Raw genomic sequence first — 14,423 nt, 5'->3', positions numbered from 1 at the left:
GGCCGTCAGGCCGCGGCGCGGCGCAGGTCGGCGGGGCGGTGGTTGCTGACCGAGGCGAGGTGCGCCACCGGTCCCACCGGATGCGCGCCGCCTTCCAGCGGCAGGGGCCCGAGCTCGTCGCGCAGCAGCATGTCCACGTCGAACATCTGGCGGATCATGCCGTCATCCATGCGCGAGCGCGCGCCCATCTTGCGGCCGAGACCGCGCATGGCGCCGTTCTCGGGCAGGGTCAGCGCCTCGAGCACGTGGATGCCGCGCAGGCGCGCCCAGCGGGCGGCGGCGAGCATCATCCGCGGGGCGAGGCCGGCGCCGCGCCAGTCCGGCTCGACCGACAGGGCGACCTCGGCCCAGGCGCCGATGCGCGCGATCTCGATCATGCCGCGCACGGGCGCCCCCGGCTCGGGCGAGCAGGCGAGCAGCCCGGCGGGGTAGCCCGCCGCGACGTTCTCGGCCTGGCGGCGCAGCGTGGGTTCGCGAACGGCGCCGCAGAACCGCAGCGAGCGGTCCTCGACCGACAACCGCAGCAGGTGGTCGAAGATGCGGCCGGCATCCTCGGCCTCCGCTCTCCGCATCGCCTGCAGGGGAGGGACGTCCCCCGGTGTCTTGTGCAGCGCAACATGTTCCATGTGGGAGAGATGGGGCGCCGGGGGTAAAAACGCCATGAAGAAAGCCATGCGCTGCGGCGAAAGCCGGCGCCCGGACCTTAAGGTAAACTGACCCTTTCCGGGATTCAGGCTCGGATCGGGGCGGTTCCGTCGCGATCCGTGCGCCAGGCGGGGCGAAACGCCCGTTCGCGCGCTGCGGGTTTCGCGCGGCGCGCTACAGCGCGTAGGCGATCACGAGCACCCAGACCGACAATGCCGCGCCGCACACAAGCGCATAGGCGCCGTTCCACACCAGCCCCACCCGGCGGGCGGTGGTTCCGCTGAACGCCGCCAGCATCAGCGTCGAGGCGGTGTAGGGCGAGGACGCGCCGGCCACCGCCCAGCCCGCGGTGAAGGCGCAGACCACCGCCTCGGGGCTGACCCCCATCGCCTCGGGCGCGGGCAGCAGCGGCGCCAGCAGCGAGGCCGCAAGGATCGGGTTCATCCCCACCTGCCCCGCCAGCGGCATCAGCCACAACGCCGAGAGCAGCAGGATCCAGGCCGGCGCCCGCTCGAGGTGCAGGCCCGCGCCGCGCACCACAGGGTCGAGCAGCCCCGCCCCCACCGCGCCGATGAAGCCGGCCATCATCAGCAGCACGATCTCGGCCCGGTAGCCAGGCAGGTCGCGCACCGCATAGGTTGCGGCCCGCGCGCCGAGGTGCGCGAGCCGCCGCCGCGGGGCCTGCAGCCACACCCAGGCGGCCGCGACCAGCGGCGCCCACGCCATCACCACCCCCACGATCGAGACGCCGGTGGTCAGGTGCAGCGCCGCCGCCCCGCCTCCGATCACCGCCAGCAGCGTCACCAGCGGCGCGGCGCGCGACCAGCCGCCGGGCTCGGGTTCGGCCCGCGCCGGGGCGGGGGCGGAGAGCCGGGGCTTGAAGATCGTGTCCATCGCCCAGCCGATCGAGGCCAGCAGCAGCCCCGAGACCAGCGCATAGGGGAAGACCGCCGCCCAGCTTGCGCCGGGGATCAGGGCGGTGGTGATGGCGATGGCGAAGCTCAGCGGCGACCACGGCAGCATCGCCACCAGCCCGCGCGCGGTGGCCAGCAGCATCCGACGCTTGCGCACCTCGCGGATCTCGGGGTTGGGCTCGGCCTCCGAGGAGGCGGTCGCCAGCGACCCCAGCAGCGCGATCGAGCCGTAGTTGAGCACCGTCCCGAAGGCCGCCCCCCCCAGCGTCAGCGCCGCATAGCGCTGCCCCGGCGGGCGCGAAGCGAGGAACAGCCCGCAGTCGCGGATCGAGGGCGAGGTGTCGGCCGCGTGGCGCAGGGTGGCCAGGGCGGCGAAGAAGGCGGCGATGAAGGCGGCGCGCAGCAGGCCCTCGGCCACCAGGTCCGCGCCTCGGGGCAGGGTGGCCAGCGCCAGGACCGACAGCGCCACGCCGATGGCCACGAACACCCGCGGCTGGCGCGAGGCCCGCGCGGCCAGCAGCCCGGCGATGGCGGCGGCGCAGGCGTATTCCAGCGGCTGCACCCAGGCCCCGGCCCCCCATCGCCCCAGCGCCACCAGACCCAGGTCGAGGATCAGCAGGAGGCCGGCGGCGCGATCGAGACGGGAGGCGAGGGGCAAGAGGCGTTCCGGCTGCGGTCGCGCAGCGGCCGCGGCGGGGCGGCCGGATACGGCGGGGGGCGGGCGCCGCGCGGGGCGGCTTACCTCCCCGCATACGCCCGGATGGCGGCGAGGTGAAGGCCCGCGCCCGCTCCGGTCCGCCGACGGCGCGGCGTTGCCGCCCTTGCCCCCGCGCGGTCAGGGCCCGCCCCCCGCCGAGGCCGGTCCCGCGATGTCCCCGAGAGGAGCGCCGCGTGCGGGCGCCTCTCGCCGACTTGCGGAAACTCGGACGCGTCGGGCTGGCTGCGCGCGGGCGCTCGCCCACTCGGCGTGGCGCGCGTCGCTCACGCGAGCAAAGCGGGGAGCGACGGCAGTGCCGTCCTGGAGGCCGCCGGCTGCGCCGGGGCCGATGCGCGCTGGCCGACACGCAAGGGTCGAGGGCGGGCCTAGGATCGTCTCGCAGACCCTCTCCCGACGCCTTCGCGGGCGCGAGGTTGCTGGACGCTGCGACGGCCGTCGGTCTAAGACGCTGGGGCGAGCGCCCGGCGGCGCTTCGCCCGGGTCGCGCCCGGCTCTCTCCTCGCCCCGCCCGGAGCCTCTATGTCCCGCTCGTCCGAGTCGTCCGCCGCCCCCGGCTTCGCGCTGGACGGGCGTCCGTCCTGGATCCGGCTGGGGATCAGCCTGCTGGCCGCCGCGGTGGGCGGCGCGGCCATGTGGTCGATCGTGGTGCTGCTGCCGGCAATGGAGGTTGAGTTCGGGCTCGACCGCGGCGACGCCTCGCTGGCCTATTCGGCGACCATGATCGGCTTTGCGCTGGGCAGCCTGGCGGTGGGGCGCTCGGTCGACCGGTTCGGGATCGGGCCGGCGATGGGGGTCTCGGCGATGGTGGCGGCGCTGGCCTATGTGGGCTCGGCGGTGACCACGCAGTTCTGGGTGCTGGCGGGGCTGCAGTTCCTGATCGGCGTCGGAGGCGCGGCGACCTTCGGGCCGCTGGTCGCCGACATCTCGATGTGGTTCGGCAGGCGTCGGGGGCTGGCCGTGGCCATCGTTGCGGCGGGCAACTACCTCGCCGGGGTGATCTGGCCGCTGACCCTGGCGCCGCTGGTGGAGGCCTATGGGTGGCGCGAGGCGAGCTGGCTGCTCGCCGCCGCCATGGCGCTGCTTCTGGTCCCGCTGAGCCTGCTGCTGCACCGCCGCGTGCCTGTCGACGCCGAGGGCGAGGCGGCCGAGGCCGCGCAGGTGGCGCGCCGCGCGGTCGGGTTCACGCCGGGCGGGCTGCAGGCGCTGCTCTGCGTCGCGGGGATCGCCTGCTGCCTGGCGATGGCGACGCCGCAGATCCATGTGGTCGCGATGTGCGTCGACCTCGGCTATGGGCCCACTGCGGGGGCGGGGATGCTGTCGCTGATGCTGGCCGGCGGGATCGTCTCGCGGCTGGCCTCGGGGGCGATCGCCGACAAGATCGGCGGGGCGCCCACGCTGCTGATCGGCTCGGTCGGGCAGATGATCTCGCTGGCGCTGTATCTGCCCTTCGACGGGCTGGTCCCGCTTTATATCGTCAGCCTTGTGTTCGGGCTGAGCCAGGGGGGCGTGATCCCCGCCTACGCCATCATCGTGCGCGAGATGCTGCCCGCGCGCGAGGCCGGGGCCCGGGTCGGTCTGGTGATCATGGCGACGATCTTCGGCATGGCCGCGGGAGGCTGGATGGCCGGGTGGATCCACGACCTGTCGGGCTCCTACAAGATGGCCTTCCTCAACGGGGTGGCCTGGAACGCGGTCAACATCACGCTGATCTCGTTCCTGATCCTGCGGGCGACCCGGGCGCGGGCGCGGGCGGCGCTGGTCTGAACGGGCTCAGCGCCCGGCGCGGGCCTTGAGCTCCCGCGCCAGCCAGAAGCGGCCCTCGAGCCAGGGCGAGAGCTCCAGCACCCGGCCGCCGCGGAAGGCGATCAGGGCGGTGCGGTCGTCCTCGGTCACGCCGGTGACCTCCTTGAGGGGCAGGGCGTAGCGGGGGCCGAGGATGTTGCGCGAGGCGATGCGCTCCCAGGTGACGGTGACCCGCTCGCTCAGCTGCACGGCCCGGCGCGCGGCGACGCCGGCGAGCGCGAAGAACAGCAGCCAGTGCCAGAAGGTGGGGCCCACGCCCTCGCCGGCGGCCATCCGCTCGAACAGCGAGCGTCCGACGAGCGCCGCGACCGCCGCCAGCCCCAGCAGCCACCACCAGGCCGAGGGCGCGGCCGAGAGCACCACCGCCGACCCCTCGCGCAGGGGCTCGTCCCAGGCCTTGCGTTGATCGGCGCGGAAGCGCGCGCGCGCGCCGAGGTTGCGCCAGACAAGCCAGCACAGGAACAGGAACAGGACGGCGAGGGCGATGCGGATGATCATGTGACGGCTCTGCGGCTTCCCCGGACAAGGGGGCATATAGGGGGGCGCGGCCGCGATGTCCCCCCCGGAGGCGCAAGAGGCCGGAAAGGGGGCGCCCTGCGGGCGGGCGTGTCGGCGTCGCGCGGGGCAGGCGGCGCGCCTGGACGGACGGGGCGGGAGCCTCCGGCGGAGCTCCTGACTCACCCAAGAACAGGGCCGCGCCTGTCCTCCGGAGCCGTCCGTCGCTTCTGATGCCTGAGCGACTCGCCCGCCCCGGTCAAGGACAAGCCCCTTCGGGGTCGCTTCGCGATCCCTGACCGGGGCGGACGAGTCGCTCTGATCGGCATCAGCGACGGACGGCTCCGGAGAACAGGCGCTTGGCGAGGCATGTCGGGCGGGGCGCCGGGGCGCGGGGGTCAGGACGGGCGCACGGCGGCGCGGAGGGCGCGGAGGAAGGCGGCGACCTCGGCGGGGAGGGGGCCGCGCTCGAACGCCGCCAGCGAGGCGGACGTCCAGCCCTCGGGCGGGGCGAGGGCGGCCGAGAGCGCGTCGCGCCGCGCCGCGTCCGCCTCGCGGAGCGGCAGGCGCCGGGCGGCCTCGAGCAGCTGGGCGAGGTCGCGAACCCGCCGCATGGCGCGGAACGCCTCCATCATCGGGGGCAGCAGGGCCGGGTCGTCGCGCCAGCTGGCGCCGGCGAAGACCTCCTGCACCACCGCCTGGCCGGCCCCGAGGCAGTCGTAGCGCACGCAGCCGCCGAAGCCCTCGTCCGCGAGCCGGTCGTGGATCCGGCAGGCGTGGCCGCGCAGGTGGCGGCAGGGCTCGCCCGCCGGCTTGTCGAAGGCGAACAGGTCGGAGCGGTCGAAGGCCAGCGCCACGCAGCACAGCGCCGCGCAGCGGTCGCAGTCGGGGGCGAACCGATCGGACGGCGTCCCGGACGTTTCGCGGCGTCTGCCCTGCATCGCGGCCGCCCCCCCCCTGCACGCTCGACCCTGCGGAAATGCCAAGGGCCGGCCCGAAGGCCGGCCCCCTGCCCCAATCGCCCGCCGACCCGCGGCCCGTCAACCGGGCGCGGCGCGGACGCCCGGGTTCATTTCTTCGAGATGCGGTCGTCCACATGGGGCGTGTAGGGCGCGTTCGCGGCCAGGTACTCGGCCACCACGTCGGCCAGATCGGGGCCGTAGTCGTAGGCCTCGGTCCCCTTCTCGGCGAACACCGCGTAGCCGTCGCCGCCCGAGCGCATGTAGTTGTTCGACACCACCCCGTAGGTCGCCTCGGGGTCCAGCGCCTCGCCGGCGATCTCGACCGAGACGATGCGCGAGCCCGGCTCGGCCGCGGGATCCCACACGAAGCGCATCCCCGAGATCTGCGGGAAGCGGCCGGCGCCCTCCTCGACCTGGCTGACGCCGTTCTCCAGCGCCGTCACGATGTCCGCGCCCTTCAGCTGGAAGGTGGCGAGCGTGTTCTGGAAAGGCAGCACCGTCAGCACCTCGCCCATGGTCACCTCGCCCGCGTCGATCGAGGCGCGAAGCCCGCCGCCGTTGGCGATGGCCACGTCGATGCCCTGATCCTTCACCCGGTCGAGCATCGCGTCGGCGACCAGCACGCCCATCTCGCAGACCTCGGCGCGGCAGACCGCGCGGTCGCCGCCGATGGGCTGCTCGGTCTGGGCGACCACCTTCTCGCGGATCTGCTGGAGGGGCTCGGCCAGCGCCTCGATGCGGCCCTTCACCTGGGCGTCCTCGGCGACGGAGGCGTCCATCAGGATCGGCTCGCCGGCGGTGGCGTCGGTCAGCCTGCCCTCGTCGTCGAAGACCGCCTCGAGCTTGCCGAGGTACTTGCCGTAGGCATAGGCCGAGAGCACCGCCGCGCGGCCCCCGTCGGGGCCGTCGACCCAGGTGGGATAGGGGCCCTCGGCCTTCTCGTTGGTGTTCGAGAGCAGGGTGTTGGTGTGCCCGCCGACGATGATGTCGACGCCCGCCACCTCGGCCGCCACCCGCTGGTCGACCCTGTAGCCCGAGTGCGAGAGCACGATGATCTTGTTCACGCCCTCGGCGGTCAGTTTCTCGACCTCGGCGCGCACGGCCTCGACCGGGTCGCCGAAGGTGATGTTCTTGCCCGGGCTTGCGAGCTCGGCCGTGTCCTGCGGGGTCAGGCCGATCAGGCCGATCTTCTCGCCGTTCTTCTCCACCACGGTGGATTTCTTCAGCACGTCGGCGAGCTGCGGCTCGCCCGAGACGTCGGCGTTGGACATCAGCACGGGGAAGTCGACGGCGTCCATGAAGCCGCGCAGCACCTCGGGGCCGTCGTCGAATTCGTGGTTGCCGACGGTCATCGCGTCGTAGCCCAGGCCGTTCATCATCTCGGCCGCGGCCTTGCCCTTGTAGTAGGTGTAGAAGAGCGTGCCCTGGAACTGGTCCCCCCCGTCGAGCAGGATCGGGTTCTCCGAGGCCTCTTTCTCCGCCGCCACGGCGGTGGCGAGCCGGGCCGAGCCGCCGAAGCACTCGCCCGCGTCGTTGTCCTCGGCCGAGCAGCCGGAGTCGTATTTCGAGATCGGCTCGAACCGCGCGTGGAAGTCGTTGGTGTGCAGCACGGTGAGCGCGTAGTCGGCGGAGGCGGCGGCCGGCGCCAGCAGCGCCATCGCGGCCACGGCGGACCTGAGCAGGCCGGCGGAGGTGCGGGGGGTCATCGGTCGCTCCATGTCGGTTGGGTGACGCTCAGGTGAGCGGGTTTTGATGCGCCGCGCAAGGGGGATGCGGGGCGGCCAGGCAAGGCCGAGCGAGGGTGTGACGGTGCTGTGCCGCTGAAATTCATTGGCATACCTCGTCGGTGTATATATTTCAGCGAGCAGCTGGCGTGATCGGATGGCTTCCTTCGTCTGCTTCCGCCAACGCCACTACGTTAGCTGGCTTGTTTCAGGCGCTATTAGTGAGAGTTAACCTAATGATCTGCGTCTCTGACCGCTTCAGTATCGGCAAGATACTCGTGGAGTCGAAGAGAATAGACATGGCCCCATCCTACCAGAGGGAAAGTGGGGCATGGTCGGCTGACAAAAAGAAGCTGTTCATCGACTCACTCATCAACGGTTTTGACATTCCAAAGGTGTATTTGCACGATCTGAGAGGCCAAGGGGGCGCGTATCAGTATGCTGCTGTCGATGGCAAGCAGAGACTGTCGACCCTCTTAGAATTTCTCGCAGGTGGCTTCCCTCTCTCTGACGACTTTGTCTATCTCGGAGACGATGATCCGGTGAGCGCTGGGCAGAAATACACTGAATTTAGCGAGATGTGGAGGGAGACGTTTAAGTCAATATTGATAGATATTGTATTGATACAGCAAGCTGATGAGCAAGACATCGAAGATCTCTTCTCGCGTCTAAATAATGGCGAGCCACTAAACGCTGCTGAGAAGAGAAACGCCTTTGGTGGTGATATGGCGCAATTAGTTCGAGAGATCGCCACTCATAAGTTTTTTGAGAAGAAGCTCGCGTTCGGAAACAAGCGCTACTCCCACTATGAGGTCGCCGCGAAATTGCTGCGCCTGGAGAAGAGTAGGATGGATGGTGGCTCGGGGCCTTGTGATCTGAAGAAAAAATTCTTGGATTCTATGGTCAAAGACAACAAGAAAATGGGAGCCACTGAGCGGCAGACGTTGTACCAGAACTGTGCAAAAAACCTGGACTATTTGTGCAAGATTTTTGAAGATCGGGACCAAAATTTATCGAAGCAATCAAATCCGCAGATGGTATACTTCACTGCGTTGGGCCTGAAGTCCGACTACAACGCGGCGGACATTGACGGACGCCTGCAAGAGTTCTTTCCGGCGTTTTCCGCTGCACGGGTCGAGAATAATCAGAAGACAGAAGAAGAAGGGCGGGATTATGACCTGCAAGAGTTTGGCAGGCTTGCGCAGCAGGGGACGAACGACTCAAATAGCATGAGGGAGCGCGACTCTATATATAGAAAATTCTTTTTGCGCTGGAACGACGATATCGAAATTCGTGACAAGAAGCGCCTTTTCAGAGACGAAGAGCGGTATGTTATTTGGCTAAAGGCTGGCAAGAAGTGCGAAAAATGCGCCGCCTCTTTGGCTTTCGATGACATGGAGGCCGATCACGTGGAGAAATGGGCGATCGGGGGCAGTACATTGCTATCGAACGCCAGATGTCTCTGTGTGAATTGTAACAGGTCAGACAACAAGGTCGCTTAGCCGTCCATCTTCAGCGCATTGATGAACGCTTCCTGCGGGATGTCCACCTTCCCGAACTGGCGCATCTTCTTCTTGCCCGCCTTCTGCTTGTCCAGCAGCTTCCGCTTGCGCGACACATCCCCGCCGTAGCACTTCGCGGTCACGTCCTTGCGCATCGCGCGGATCGTCTCGCGGGCGATCACCCTCCCGCCGATGGCCGCCTGGATCGGGACCTTGAACATGTGGGGGGGGATCAGGTCCTTGAGCTTCTCGCACATCGCGCGGCCGCGCTGCTCGGCCCGGTCGCGGTGGACCATGGTCGAGAGGGCGTCGACGGGCTCGTCGTTCACCAGGATCTGCATCTTCACCAGGTTCTCGGCCCGATAGCCCTCGATCTGGTAGTCGAAGCTCGCGTAGCCCTTGGTCACCGACTTCAGGCGGTCGTAGAAGTCGAACACCACCTCGTTCAGCGGCAGGTCGTAGACCACCATCGCGCGCGAGCCCGCATAGGTCAGGTCGCGCTGCTGGCCGCGACGCTCCTCGCAGAGCTTGAGGACCGCGCCGAGATACTCGTCGGGCACCAGGATCGTGGCCTTGATCCAGGGCTCCTCGACCGAGTCCACATGGGTCAGGTCGGGCATGTCGGCGGGGTTGTGCAGCTCGCGCGTCGTGCCGTCGCGCATGTTCAGGCGGTAGACCACCGAGGGGGCGGTGGTCACAAGGTCGATGCCGTATTCCCGCTCCAGCCGGTCGCGGATCACCTCGAGGTGCAGCAGGCCCAGGAACCCGCAGCGGAAGCCGAAGCCGAGCGCGGCCGAGGTCTCCATCTCATGGGAGAAGGAGGCGTCGTTGAGGGCCAGCTTCTCGATGGCGTCGCGCAGATCCTCGAAGTCGGCGGAATCCACCGGGAACAGGCCGCAGAACACCACGGGGATCGAGGGCTTGAAGCCCGGCAGCATCTGCGCGCAGGGGCGTTTCTCATGGGTGATGGTGTCGCCCACGCGGGTGTCGCGCACCTGCTTGATCGAGGCGGTGAGGAAGCCGAGTTCGCCCGGGCCCAGCTCCGACCAGTCCTTCATCACCGGAGAGAACACGCCCACCCGGTCGACCTGGTAGTCGGCCTTGGTGGACATCATCCGGATCTTGTCGCCCTTCTTGAGGACGCCGTCGCGGATGCGCACCAGCACCACGACGCCGAGATACGAGTCGTACCACGAATCGACCAGCATCGCCTTGAGCGGCGCGTCGCGCTCGCCGACCGGGGCGGGGAGGCGCTTGACGATGGCCTCCAGCACGTCGGGGATGCCGAGGCCGGACTTGGCCGAGATCAGCACGGAATGCTCGGCGTCGATGCCGATCACGTCCTCGATCTGCTCCTTCACCCGGTCCGGCTCGGCGGCGGGGAGGTCGATCTTGTTGAGAACCGGCACGATCTCGTGGTTGGCGTCGATGGCCTGGTAGACGTTGGCCAGCGTCTGCGCCTCGACCCCCTGGGAGGCGTCGACCACCAGCAGCGAACCCTCGACCGCGCGCATCGAGCGGGAGACCTCGTAGGCGAAGTCGACGTGGCCGGGGGTGTCGATCAGGTTGAGGACATAGTCCAGCCCGTCGGCGGCGGTGTAGTTCAGGCGCACGGTCTGCGCCTTGATGGTGATGCCGCGTTCCCGCTCGAGGTCCATCGAGTCGAGGACCTGCTCCTTCATCTCACGGTCCGTCAGCCCTCCGGTGATCTGGATCAGCCGGTCGGCGAGGGTGGATTTGCCGTGGTCGATGTGAGCCACGATGGAGAAGTTGCGGATGCGCGAGAGTTCGGTCATGGGGCGCCATTTGCGGCGGACTCGCGCGCGCGTCAAGCGGGCGTGGCGTAGCGGGCCGGCGCAGGCCGCATCCGGCGCGGCGACGCGCGGCCTTGCCGCGGAGGCCGCGAACCCGTCGACCGTCGCGCAAGGATCGTTTAATCTCGCGATTAAATCCACGCGGGCCCAGGCCCGTCAACGAACGGATCGGGAGGATCAAGATGGATTTCGACGACGTCATCAACGGCCGGCGCAGCATTCGCGGCTTCAAGGACAAGCCGGTGCCCCGCGAGGTGGTCGAGGAGGTGATCGCGCTCGCCAACCGCGCGCCCTCCTCGATGAACACCCAGCCCTGGCATCTGCATGTCCTGACCGGTGAGCCGCTGGAGCGCGTGCGCCGCGGCAACACCGAGCGGATGCTCGCCGGCCACCCGGTGACGCGCGAGATCGAGGACCACGGCAAGTACGAGGGCGTGCACCGCGACCGCCAGGTCGAGATCGCCGTGCAGCTGTTCGACGCGATGGGAATCGAGCGCCATGACAAGGAGCGGCGCCAGGACTGGGTGCTGCGCGGCTTCCGCCAGTTCGACGCGCCGGTCTCGATCGTGGTCTGCTACGACCGCGACCTCGAGCCGGGGGGCACCATTGCGCATTTCGACCTGGGCGCGGTGACCTTCGGCCTGGTGCTGGCGGCCTGGAGCCGGGGCCTGGGCTGCGTGATCAACGGCCAGGGCATCATGCAGAGCCCGGTGGTCCGCGAGGTGGCGCAGATCCCCGACGATCAGGTGATCCTGACCTGCGTGGCGCTCGGCTGGCCGGACGACAGCTTTCCGGCGAACGCGGTGGTCTCGCGCCGCCGCTCGGCGGAACAGGTCGCGCGCTTCGTGGGCTGGGAGGAGCCGGCCGAGACCGCCTGAAGCCGCCGCCGGCGGGGCGAAGGCCCGGGGGCGCCTCCCGGGACCTCGCCCGCCGATCGGGGCGGGCGGACGCCGCGCCCTCCTGCGGCGGCGCTGCCACGTCCTGTCGCCGCACGACCCTCCGCGGCGCTGGATTCCCTCTCGCGCGGTCGCTAAACCGGTCGCGGCGCGCCCGTTTCGGGCGCCGGCCGGCATGAGAGAGGGGACGGCATGGACGTCGAGGCGCTGGAAATTCCGGACGTCAAGATCCTGAAACCGCGGAAGTTCGGCGACCACCGCGGGTTCTTCTCGGAGACCTACAACAAGCAGGCGCTGGCCGAGGCGGGCATCGACCTCGACTTCGTGCAGGACAACCACTCGCTCTCGGGCGAAGTGGGCACGCTGCGCGGCCTGCACTTCCAGACGCCGCCGTTCGGCCAGGACAAGCTGGTGCGTGTGGTGCGCGGCGCGATCCTGGACGTGGCGGTGGACCTGCGGAAGGGCTCCCCGACCTATGGCAAGCACGTCGCGGCCGAGGTTTCGGCCGAGGCGTGGAACCAGATCCTGGTGCCCGTCGGCTTCGCGCACGGCTTCATCACCCTGACGCCCGACGTCGAGGTGATCTACAAGGTCACCAATTATTATGCGCCGGCCCATGACAAGGGTCTGCTCTGGTCCGACCCGGCGCTGGGCATCGACTGGCCGCTGCCGCAAGGCGGGCCGATCCTGTCGGACAAGGACAAGGTCCAGCCGAAGCTGGCCGAGATCGACGCTCCGTTCTGAACGCGGGGACGCGCGCCGCGGCGCCGAGGGGGCGCCAGGCGGCGCGCGCGTGCAACGACTTCTGGGGATATCGCAGCAATGACGCATGTTCTGGTGACCGGGGCGGGGGGCTACATCGGCACCTCGCTCGTTCCGATGCTGCTCGAGGCGGGGCACACCGTCCGCGCCGTCGACCGCTTCTTCTTCGGGCGGGAGCTTCTGCCCCCGCAGCCGGGCCTGGAGGTGGTGATCGAGGACACCCGCGTCCTGCCCGAGCGCCTGCTGGAGGGGATCGAGGCGGTGATCGACCTGGTGGCGATCTCCAACGATCCCTCGGGCGAGCTGTTCCAGAACGCCACGATGCAGATCAACCGCGACAGCCGGGTGCGCACCGCCGAACTGGCCAAGGCGGCCGGCGTGAAGCGCTATGTCCTGCCCTCCTCCTGCTCGATCTACGGCTTCCAGGAGCCGGGCGTGATCGCGACCGAGGAGACGCCCACCAACCCGCTGACCACCTACGCGCGCGCCAACGAGATGGCCGAGCAGGCGATCCTGCCGCTGAACGGCGACGGCTTCACCGCGGTGGTGCTGCGCCAGGCCACGGTCTACGGGCTGAGCCCGCGGATGCGCTTCGACCTCGCGATCAACGGCATGACCTACGGCGCGTGGAAGACCGGCAAGCTGCCGCTGATGCGCGACGGCTCGCAGTGGCGCCCGATGGTGCATGTGCGCGACACGGCGTCCGCGCAGATGTTCATGCTCGACGCGCCCTCCGAGGCGGTGGGCGGGCAGATCTTCAACGTCGGCTCGGAGGAGAACAACTACCAGCTCGGGCCGCTGGGCGAGCTGGTCGCCTCCTACGTGCCGCGCGACGTGACGATCGAGTGGTACGGGGATGCGGACGTGCGCTCCTACCGCGTCGGCTTCGAGAAGATCGAGGGCCTGGGCTGGAAGGCGCAGCGCACCGCCAAGGACGGGGTGATCGAGATCTGCGCGGCGCTGGAATCCGGCGCGCTGGACAAGACCACCCAGACCATCACGCTCGACTGGTACAAGACGCTGGCCGACTGGCACCGGCGCATCAAGGAGGTCGAGCTCCACGGCGGGATCATCGAGATATGAAGGTCCTGCTGCTCGGGCCGAACGGCCAGCTCGGCCATGACCTGACCGCGGCCCACGCCGCCGCGCCGGACCGGGTCGCGGGGGGGATCGAGCTGATCCCCTTCGGGCGCGACAAGCTGGACGTCTCGGCCCCCGCGGGGATCGCCGAGACGCTGTCGGGGGTGGAGTTCGACGCGCTGGTCAACTGCACCAGCTACCACAAGACCGACGAGGTCGAGGACGCCGGCTCCCGCGCCATGGCGGTCAACGCCCATGCGCCCCAGCAGCTGGCCCGGATCTGCGCCGAGCGCGGGGCGCGCTTCGTGCATATCTCGACCGACTACGTCTTCGGCGGCGACACGGCGCGCGCCACGCCCCTGCCCGAGGACGCGCCGACGGCGCCGGTCAACGTCTACGGCGCCTCGAAGGCCCTCGGCGAGACGCTGGCCAGCCTGGCGGGAGAGCCCACGATCCTGCGCGTCGCCTCGCTCTACGGCGTGGCGGGGGCGAGCGGGAAGGGCGGCAACTTCGTCGAGACGATGATCCGCTTCGGCCGCGAGCGCGGGGCGCTGAAGGTGGTCGACGACCAGCGCATGTCGCCCACCGCCACCGCCGACATCGCCGTCGTGATCCTGCGGATGCTGCGGGAGGGCGCGGCGCCCGGCCTGTGGCACGTGGCCGGCGGCGGCGAGGCGAGCTGGTTCGAGTTCGCCTCCGAGATCATCCGCCAGGCCGGGATCGAGGCCGATATGACCCCCTGCGCCTCGTCCGAGTTCCCCACCCGGGCGCTGCGGCCGGGATACTCGGTGCTCGACGCCTCCAAGCTCGCCTCGGCCTTCGCGCCGATGCCCGACTGGCGCGAGAGCCTGGGGCGCTACCTGAAGGCCAAGGGGCATCTGGGCTGAGGCCAGGCCGCCCGCTGGCGCGGGCGGCGGAGAGGACGGGGGCGCCCTGCCGGCGGGCCTGGCAGGGTCGCGCGCGGGGGCTGGCGGGGCGGAACGGTCGGGGGCGGGAGCCTCCGGCGGAGCTCCTGACTCACCCAAGAACAGGCCCCGCGCCTGTCCTCCGGAACCGTCCGTCGCTGTTGATGCCTGAGCGACTCGCCCGCCCCGGTCAAGGACAAGCC

Annotated in this window: 12 protein-coding genes; 6 read left to right on the top strand and 6 right to left on the bottom strand. The window is 69.8% G+C overall.

The features are described 5' to 3' along the window. Positions 1 to 5: 5 nt before the first annotated feature. Together AAC134_RS19410 and AAC134_RS19405 are read right to left on the bottom strand one after the other, a co-directional pair. Entirely contained in the window at positions 6 to 572 is a 567-nt protein-coding gene (locus AAC134_RS19410; protein ID WP_339950783.1) for a GNAT family N-acetyltransferase, read from the bottom strand. A gap of 247 nt (positions 573 to 819) precedes the next feature. Beyond that, positions 820 to 2,217, bottom strand: a complete 1,398-nt coding sequence (locus AAC134_RS19405) for a hypothetical protein (protein WP_339950782.1) — start codon at positions 2,215 to 2,217, stop codon at positions 820 to 822. 579 nt (positions 2,218 to 2,796) lie between these two features. Here AAC134_RS19405 and AAC134_RS19400 point away from each other — a divergent pair. Beyond that, the gene (locus AAC134_RS19400; RefSeq protein ID WP_339950781.1) at positions 2,797 to 4,041 is read left to right on the top strand and encodes an MFS transporter; all 1,245 of its coding nucleotides are present in this window, start codon (positions 2,797 to 2,799) and stop codon (positions 4,039 to 4,041) included. 6 nt (positions 4,042 to 4,047) lie between these two features. Here AAC134_RS19400 and AAC134_RS19395 read toward each other — a convergent pair whose 3' ends face one another. The 3 genes from AAC134_RS19395 to AAC134_RS19385 all read right to left on the bottom strand — a co-directional run bounded on the left by AAC134_RS19395 (position 4,048) and on the right by AAC134_RS19385 (position 7,243). After that, entirely contained in the window at positions 4,048 to 4,578 is a 531-nt protein-coding gene (locus AAC134_RS19395; protein ID WP_339950780.1) for a hypothetical protein, read from the bottom strand. A 395-nt stretch (positions 4,579 to 4,973) separates the two neighbouring features. Beyond that, positions 4,974 to 5,516: a hypothetical protein gene (locus tag AAC134_RS19390; protein ID WP_339950779.1), complete on the bottom strand. Its 543-nt coding sequence runs from the start codon at positions 5,514 to 5,516 to the stop codon at positions 4,974 to 4,976. A gap of 128 nt (positions 5,517 to 5,644) precedes the next feature. After that, positions 5,645 to 7,243, bottom strand: a complete 1,599-nt coding sequence (locus AAC134_RS19385; protein ID WP_339950778.1) for a bifunctional metallophosphatase/5'-nucleotidase — start codon at positions 7,241 to 7,243, stop codon at positions 5,645 to 5,647. Positions 7,244 to 7,497: 254 nt separating this feature from the next. Here AAC134_RS19385 and AAC134_RS19380 point away from each other — a divergent pair, with 254 nt between their 5' ends. Continuing rightward, a complete protein-coding gene (locus AAC134_RS19380) occupies positions 7,498 to 8,763 on the top strand; it encodes a DUF262 domain-containing protein (RefSeq protein WP_339950796.1) in 1,266 nt (421 codons plus the stop codon). On the opposite strand, the gene lepA is transcribed toward AAC134_RS19380, so the two are convergent. Continuing rightward, a complete protein-coding gene (gene lepA, locus AAC134_RS19375) occupies positions 8,760 to 10,559 on the bottom strand; it encodes a translation elongation factor 4 (protein WP_339950777.1) in 1,800 nt (599 codons plus the stop codon). The two genes, AAC134_RS19380 and lepA, sit on opposite strands and share 4 nt — an antisense overlap. A 200-nt stretch (positions 10,560 to 10,759) precedes the next feature. On the opposite strand from lepA, the gene AAC134_RS19370 reads away from it, so the two are divergent. From AAC134_RS19370 to rfbD, 4 genes are all read left to right on the top strand, one after another. Next, positions 10,760 to 11,455, top strand: a complete 696-nt coding sequence (locus AAC134_RS19370) for a nitroreductase (protein WP_339950776.1) — start codon at positions 10,760 to 10,762, stop codon at positions 11,453 to 11,455. 210 nt (positions 11,456 to 11,665) lie between these two features. Then, positions 11,666 to 12,217, top strand: coding sequence for a dTDP-4-dehydrorhamnose 3,5-epimerase (gene rfbC, locus AAC134_RS19365; protein WP_339950775.1), 552 nt, complete (start codon positions 11,666 to 11,668; stop codon positions 12,215 to 12,217). Positions 12,218 to 12,295: 78 nt separating this feature from the next. After that, the gene (locus tag AAC134_RS19360) at positions 12,296 to 13,318 is read left to right on the top strand and encodes an SDR family oxidoreductase (RefSeq protein ID WP_339950774.1); all 1,023 of its coding nucleotides are present in this window, start codon (positions 12,296 to 12,298) and stop codon (positions 13,316 to 13,318) included. Beyond that, positions 13,315 to 14,202: a dTDP-4-dehydrorhamnose reductase gene (gene rfbD, locus AAC134_RS19355; protein WP_339950773.1), complete on the top strand. Its 888-nt coding sequence runs from the start codon at positions 13,315 to 13,317 to the stop codon at positions 14,200 to 14,202. Before AAC134_RS19360 ends, rfbD begins: the two co-directional genes overlap by 4 nt. Positions 14,203 to 14,423: the final 221 nt, after the last annotated feature.

The sequence above is a fragment of the uncultured Albimonas sp. genome (genome assembly GCF_963977235.1).
Taxonomy (GTDB): Bacteria; Pseudomonadota; Alphaproteobacteria; order Rhodobacterales; family Rhodobacteraceae; genus Albimonas.
This window is presented reverse-complemented; position numbering and strand designations above follow the sequence as displayed.